At 76.6% G+C, this 6,282-nt stretch carries 5 protein-coding genes; 2 read left to right on the forward strand and 3 right to left on the reverse strand.

Annotation, left to right across the window (positions count from 1 at the left end):
• Positions 1–137: 137 nt before the first annotated feature.
• Together ACTUAL_RS32230 and ACTUAL_RS32235 are read right to left on the reverse strand one after the other, a co-directional pair.
• The gene (locus ACTUAL_RS32230; protein ID WP_440902873.1) at positions 138–1,637 is read right to left on the reverse strand and encodes a 1,4-alpha-glucan branching protein domain-containing protein; all 1,500 of its coding nucleotides are present in this window, start codon (positions 1,635–1,637) and stop codon (positions 138–140) included.
• Complete coding sequence (locus ACTUAL_RS32235; protein WP_440902874.1) at positions 1,634–2,380, reverse strand: class I SAM-dependent methyltransferase; 747 nt, start codon at positions 2,378–2,380, stop codon at positions 1,634–1,636. Before ACTUAL_RS32235 ends, ACTUAL_RS32230 begins: the two co-directional genes overlap by 4 nt.
• Before the next feature lie 402 nt (positions 2,381–2,782).
• On the opposite strand from ACTUAL_RS32235, the gene ACTUAL_RS32240 reads away from it, so the two are divergent.
• Positions 2,783–3,571, forward strand: coding sequence for a hypothetical protein (locus ACTUAL_RS32240; RefSeq protein WP_440902875.1), 789 nt, complete (start codon positions 2,783–2,785; stop codon positions 3,569–3,571).
• 17 nt (positions 3,572–3,588) lie between these two features.
• Positions 3,589–5,784, forward strand: coding sequence for a hypothetical protein (locus tag ACTUAL_RS32245; protein WP_440902876.1), 2,196 nt, complete (start codon positions 3,589–3,591; stop codon positions 5,782–5,784).
• A 167-nt stretch (positions 5,785–5,951) separates the two neighbouring features.
• On the opposite strand, the gene ACTUAL_RS32250 is transcribed toward ACTUAL_RS32245, so the two are convergent.
• Positions 5,952–6,095 carry a hypothetical protein gene (locus tag ACTUAL_RS32250; protein WP_177154440.1) on the reverse strand — a complete coding sequence of 48 codons (144 nt, stop codon included), beginning with the start codon at positions 6,093–6,095 and terminating at the stop codon, positions 5,952–5,954.
• Positions 6,096–6,282: the final 187 nt, after the last annotated feature.

Genomic DNA, 6,282 nt, shown 5'->3' on the forward strand with positions numbered 1-6,282 from the left:
CCGGAAAGCCCGACGCCCCGAGGGACCCCACCACGAACCCACCGGCGGAACGCGCCCGGCCGCGACCGCCAGGCCCCGCCCTGCCAACCCCCGCCCCGCCAACCCCCGCGCCCCCGCACCGGTCGGGCGCCGCGCGGTCACAGCGCCCTCGCGTCCAGGTGCCCGAACGGCCCGGACAGCGCCCGCAGCTCCGCCGCCCGCCCCCGCGCCCGGTCGACCCGCCCGAGGTCCGCGCCCTCGCGCGCCGCCCGCAGCTCGACCGCCAGCTCCCGGAACCGCTCCGCGTGGACCTTCGCCCGGTACCGGGCGTAGTCCGCCGCGCTGTCCTTGGTCACCATGAACGCCCAGTCGCTCGACAGCGACAGCAGCGCCTCCCGCACCGCCTGGTCCGCGACCGGGTCCCGCACCGCCCCGCCCAGCCCCAGCCCCAGCAGCTCCCGCTGCAGCGCGGCGTTCGCGTGCACGAAGTCCGCCACCTGCGGCCCGCTCCAGGTGTTCCAGTCCTTGCCCGCGCCCCACGACGACGCCGGGACCTCCACCGACCCCACCACGTGCCCGGCCTCGACCGCGCCGCGCAGCGTCGTCACCCGCACCCCAGCCTCGGGCAGCGCGCGCAGCACCGACTCCAGCCACAGCGGCCCCTCGTGCCACCAGTGCCCGTACAGCTCGGTGTCGTACGCGGCGACCACCAGCGCCTCGCGCCCGTGCGCCGCCCTCAGCTCCCGCAGCCGCGCCACGACCGCGCCGACGAAGTCCTCGGTGTGCCCCCGCACCGCCGCCCGCGCGGCCTCCGGGTCGTACGGCCGCTTGTGCTCCGGGGCCACCTCGACCCCGGTCACCCGCGACGGCTTGAGCCCGCTGGCGTGGTCGTAGGTGTGGAAGTCCCGGTAGTCCGGGTGGCCGGGGTAGCCGACCCTCGGCGACCACACCCGGTACGACACCTCCAGGTCCCGCCCGAAGCACACCACGTCCGAGTCGCCGACCCGCCTGCCCGCCCACGTCTCGTTGCCGAGCGAGGGCCCGTCCACCAGGAACCGCCGCACGCCCGCCGCCGCGTACCCGCGCTCCATGCCCGGCGCGTACCCGCACTCCGGGGCCCAGATCCCCTCCGGGCGCGACCCGAGCCGCAGCGCGGTGTCCCGCAGCCCGGTCTCCAGCGCGAACGCCCGCAGCCGCTCGTCGAGCAGCGGCTGGAACGGGTGCGCGGCCGGTCCGCCGAGCAGCTCCACCACGCCCGAGTCGACCAGCGGGCGCAGCACCGGCGAGAACCCGTGCCGCCAGCGGCCCTCGAACCGCTCCAGCGCCACCGCCGCCTCGCGGTGCTCGCGGGCGGCCAGCTCCGGCAGCCTCGGCGCGGCCCCGTGGGCGCGCAGCTGCCAGTTGCCGAGCCAGTCGTGGACGCCGCGCAGGCAGTACGGGTCGTCCAGCTGCGCGGCCAGCACGGGCGTGACGCCGAGGGTGAGCACGTCCCGCCTGCCCTCGGCGGCGAACCGCTCCAGCAGGTCCACCACCGGCAGGTACGAGTGCGCCCACGCCTGGTAGAGCCACTCCTCGCCGACCGGCCACGCCCCGTGGTGCGCGAGCCACGGCAGGTGGCTGTGCAGCACCAGGCAGAACGTGCCCTCGGCGCCGGTCACGGGCGGACCGCCACGGCCACCAGGTCGAGGCTCGCGTCCATCTCCTCGGGGGTGATCTCGAAGTCCTCGGCGCTCACGCCCGCCACGGCGGCCAGCAGGTCGGCGGGCCACGGGTCGCCGTCCACCACGACCGCGACCTGCGCGTCGATGATCGAGCCGCCGAACCGCTCGTCCAGCGCGCGCAACCGGGGGCCGTGCCGCAGGCCGGTGAGCTCCTCGACCTCGAACCCGGCTCCGGTCAGCAGGTCGGCCAGCTCGGCGGGGGCCAGCTCCCTGGTGTGGAACGGGTTCAGGGGGGTGTCGCGGCCGGGGGAGAAGGTGATCCGGTTGGGGGTGGTGAGCAGCAGCCTCCCGCCGGGGCGCAGCACCCGCGCGCACTCGGCCAGGAACCCCTCCTGGTCCCACAGGTGCTCGATCACCTGGAGGTTCGCCACCACGTCCACGCTCGCCGCGCGCAGCGGCAGGTCGGCGAGGTTGCCGCGCACCACGGCCAGTCCGGGGTAGGCGCGGGCGGCGTGGGCGGCGGTGCGCGCGTCGTAGTCGAGCGCCACCACCCGGTCCGCGCGCTCGGCGATGAGCGCGGCTCCGTAGCCCTCGCCGCACCCGGCCTCCAGCACGACCGCTCCCGCGCAGTGCCGCAGCAGGGCGAGGTACGCCGCCTCATGCCGTCGGAACCAGTAGTTCTCTGCCTCGATGCCGGGCGCGGTCCGCTCGCCGGTGAGGGGAAGGGGCTCGACGGTCACCCGTCCAGGGTAGTTGGACGCGTGAGGGGCGTTACTCACCGGTAGAGCAGCGCTCTGCCGAACGGGTGTCACTAATCCGAGCGAAGGAGGTCGGACGTATTCACGGTCACTTGGTCGAGGCGCTTTTTTCGACGGCTACACGTTTGACACCATCGGGTGACCTGCGGGGTGGAACACTTGATCTTGTTGCTCTGCGTTTGCGCTGCAAACGCGGGTCGGCCGCGTCGGAACCCGCCCGTTGTGAGCCCTTTTCACGTGCTGGTTGGGCCGTCGGCGCGTGGCTATCCTCGGCGAATCTTCTTGGAGTCGAGCGGGGCGGGCGATGGTTCTTCGACAGCTGCGGGCGGACCCGCGCCACCACCGCCCGAGCCTCCGGCGCCCGAGCCTGCGGGCGGGGGCCTGATGCGCGCTCGCGGGCTGCCGCTGACGCCGCTGCTCGTGGGTCTGGTCGTCGTCCCCGCCTCGCTCACCGGCCTCGGGTTCGCCCTCGCCGAGGAGGAGATCACCGGGTCGCTGCCGTTCGCCCCGCCGCGCGAGCCCGCCCCGCAGACCTCGGTCCACCCCCTCGCGGGGCCGCAGCCGCCGCGCTCCGGCCCGACGCCGCGGGGCGCGCCCTTCGGGGTCGGCGGGAGCACGGGGGTCGGGCCTGGCGGGGTGGGACCCTGGACCACCGGCGTCGGGCCTGGCGGGTCCGGGACGACGGGCGCCGGGACGACCGGGTCCGGGACCACTGGCGCAGGGACCATTGGCGCAGGGAGCAACGGCGCAGGAACCACCGGCTCAGGGACCACCGGCTCCGGGACGGCAGGCGCGGTCCCGGTGGACCGCGCGGGCCCCGTGGCGCAGGCGCGGCGCGAGGTCGAGCGGGTGCTCGCGGAGCACTCGGCCACCGGCGTCGAGTTCGCGCCCGGCGGCGTCGAGCACGCGGGCAGGGGCGGCGCGGTGCTCGGGCAGCTGGGCGATGTGCTCGGCGGAACGGGTGGGCTCGCGGTGACGCTGGTCGCCCACACCTGGCCGGGGGAGGCCCCGGAGGGGCAGTCGTCGGTGCTGGCGCTGCGCCGCGCGGAGGTCGTGCGGGCCGCGCTGGTCGACCGGGGCGTGCCGGTGGAGTCGATCAGGACGCGCGTCGTCGCGGACCGGGCGCGCGAGGTCCCCGGCGGTGGACCGCAAGTCGACGTGCTCGTCGGGTAGTCGGGTAGGGAGTCCGGATGATGACCGGGGCGGTCGCTTTCGTGTTCGGCCTGTGCATGTTGTCGTTCGCCGCGGGCTGCGTGCTCACGGCGTGGATGCTCAGGCGCGCCGAGGACGTGGAGGAGGAACCCGCCGAGGCGGACGGCGACGGGCCGGTCGAGCGGGAGGGCGCGGCGCCGGAGGCGGGTGGGCGCGCGCAGGCGCAGCCCCCGAGCTTCCCGCCGGACGACTTCGCGACCCGGCCGATCCACCGGAACCCGGTGGTCGGCGTCGTGGGGCGGTGGGGCGGCGGCGGGGACGACCCGTGGTCGGACGGCGGCGTCGACGCGGCCGGACCGGGCGTCGCCGGGAAGCCGGACGCGGCGGACGAGGACCCCTGGCCGGACGACGTCCTCGACGCGACGGGTGGGGGCGACCCAGCCGACGCCGACCCGCGCGAGCGCCCGGTGGCGGCGCCGAAGCCGCTGATGCGCCTGGTGGACATCGCGGACCTGCTGGCTCGGGAGCGCCCGGCGCTGGTCGCCCAGCCGGAACCGGCGGAGGTCGGCGCGGGCGGCCCGGCCCCGGTGGACGACCAGCCCGCGGACAAGGAGGACGCCTTCGCGTCCGAGGAGCCGGAGGCCCCGGTGCGCCCGCAGGCGCGCACGGGCGGCCTGCGCGCGGTGCCCCTGCACCTGCTGACCGATCCCGCCGCCTACACCGCGGAGCTCGACGCGCGCGACACCGACCGGGGCGCGGGTGACGCCGGGCGGGATGCGGGTGACGCTGGCCGGGATGCCGCCGCTGCGGCCGACCGAGGTGCGGCTGCTGCCGGACGGGCGGCTGCTGCCGGGCGGGACGCGGGCACCGGGAAGCGGGGCGCGGGTGACGCCGAGCGGGTCGTGGGCTCCGGGGTGGAGCCCGAGATGGCGGCGGAGGCCGGGGTCGCCGACGTGGACGAGCTGTCCCTGGAGGCCTCGTACCTGGTGTCCCGGCTGTCCGAGCTGGGCTGGGCGGAGGAGGTGGCGCGGGTCGTGGAGGAGGGCCGGGGCCGCACTCCGAGGGAGCCGGTCGAGCTCACCGCGACCGACCCCACACCCGGCAACGACCCCACACCCGGCAACCGCCCGCCGATCGACAACTCGACGACCAATCACCCAACGCCCGATCGCCCAGCAGCCGATCGCCCGACGGCCGATCACTCGGCAGCCGATCGCCCGACGGCCGATCACTCGGCAGCCGATCGCTCGACGGTCGACCGCCCGGCAGCCGAGCAATCAGCGGTTGAGGGCCTGGCGGCCGAGCAGCCGACGACCGAGCGTCCAGCGGTTGAGGGCCGGGAAACCGAACGTCCGGCGGTCGAGCAGCCAGCGGCCGAGCTTCCTGTGGCTGAGAGCCCGGAAACCGAGCAGCCGGCGGCCGAGCAGCCGGCGGCCGAGCGTCCTGTGGCTGAGAGCCCGGAAACCGAGCGTCCGGCGGCCGAGCAGCCAGCGGCCGAGCAGCCGGCGGCCGAGGGGCCTGTGTCTGCCGAGCACCCTGCGGCGAGCGGTGCGCCGGAGGCCCGGCCGGTCGCCGCGAAGTCCTCGTCCGAGGCCGGTGCGCCTGCCGAAGGCGCGGAGGCGGCCTGCGCAGCGGCCGTTGAGGCGGAGGCCGTGGGATCAGGGGCTGCCGAGTCGGAGGAGACCGGGACCGGGACCGACGCGGCGACGCCGGCAGGCGCGTCCGACGGGGTGCCGCGCGTGCCCGGACCCCGGCGGGCCGGGCGGCCCGAGTGGGCCGAGGTGCCCGCGCCCAGGGGCGAGGGGGTGTCCGGGGAGCTGGTCGCCGGGCCCGAGGTGGAGTCGCCCGCCGCGCAGGACCGGGGTGTCGCGCCCGTCCGGTCGGCGGACGGGTTGGTCACCGAGCCCGAGCCCGACCTGGTCGACGTGCTCGACCCGACCGACGACCCCGTCGACGCCGACGAGCCGGAACCCTCGGCCGGGCGCGCCGCCGCGGGTGGTCGGGGCGCGCGGCCCGTCGAGCCCGACCCGGTCGACGCCCTCGTCGAGCAGCGCCGGTCCGGTGACCTGGCGGACGTCGAGCCCGAGCCGGGCGTCGAGGTCGCGGGCGCAGGGTTGGAGCAGGGGCGTCCGGCGGACGGGCCCGCGCCCTCCCCGGTCAGCGCGGCCGAGGTGCCGCCGCAGGGCGGCACGGTCTCCGACGAGCCCGAGGAGCAGGTCCGCGGGCGCGGCTGAGGGCGCCGCACGCCGAGGGGGCCGCCCCACCAGGGCGGCCCCCTCGGGTCTTGCCGCGAAGCCGGTCGTGCTCAGGAGGGCGGCGCCCGCGCGGGCGCCGCGTCGTGGAGGGGACCGCCGGTCCCGGTGGGCCGCGTCCCCGCGACCCGGCCGGAGCCGGGCGCCGGTCAGCGCTTCTTGAAGCGCCTCAGCATGTCCTGGGCCTTGGCCCGCGTGCGCGGGTCGCGCGCGGCGTTCTTGACCTGCTCGGTGATCCTGCGCCCCTGCGGGCTGCGCGTGAACGCGGTGATCTTGCTGAACAGCGATGCCATGTCCTTCTCCTTCCCCGCACCGTCCAACTTACCACCCCCCCCAACCGCCAAACCCCCACCCCACTTACGAACCCGGCGAAAACCGCCAAAACGTCACCCCCAAGGCGCCCCGCCCCACCTGCGCCCCCCCTACCGCCTTCGGTGCTCTTTCCGGCTCAGAACAAACAGGCTGAAGCCGCAGAAGAAC

The organism is Actinosynnema sp. (genome assembly GCF_052038725.1).

What these genes read in the sequence shown, in the direction of transcription:
- ACTUAL_RS32240 (WP_440902875.1), top strand. Translation starts at nt 2,783, where the DNA reads ATGCGCGCTCGCGGGCTGCCGCTGACGCCGCTGCTCGTGGGTCTGGTC.
- ACTUAL_RS32245 (WP_440902876.1), top strand. Translation starts at nt 3,589, where the DNA reads ATGATGACCGGGGCGGTCGCTTTCGTGTTCGGCCTGTGCATGTTGTCG.
- ACTUAL_RS32250 (WP_177154440.1), bottom strand. Translation starts at nt 6,095, where the DNA reads ATGGCATCGCTGTTCAGCAAGATCACCGCGTTCACGCGCAGCCCGCAG.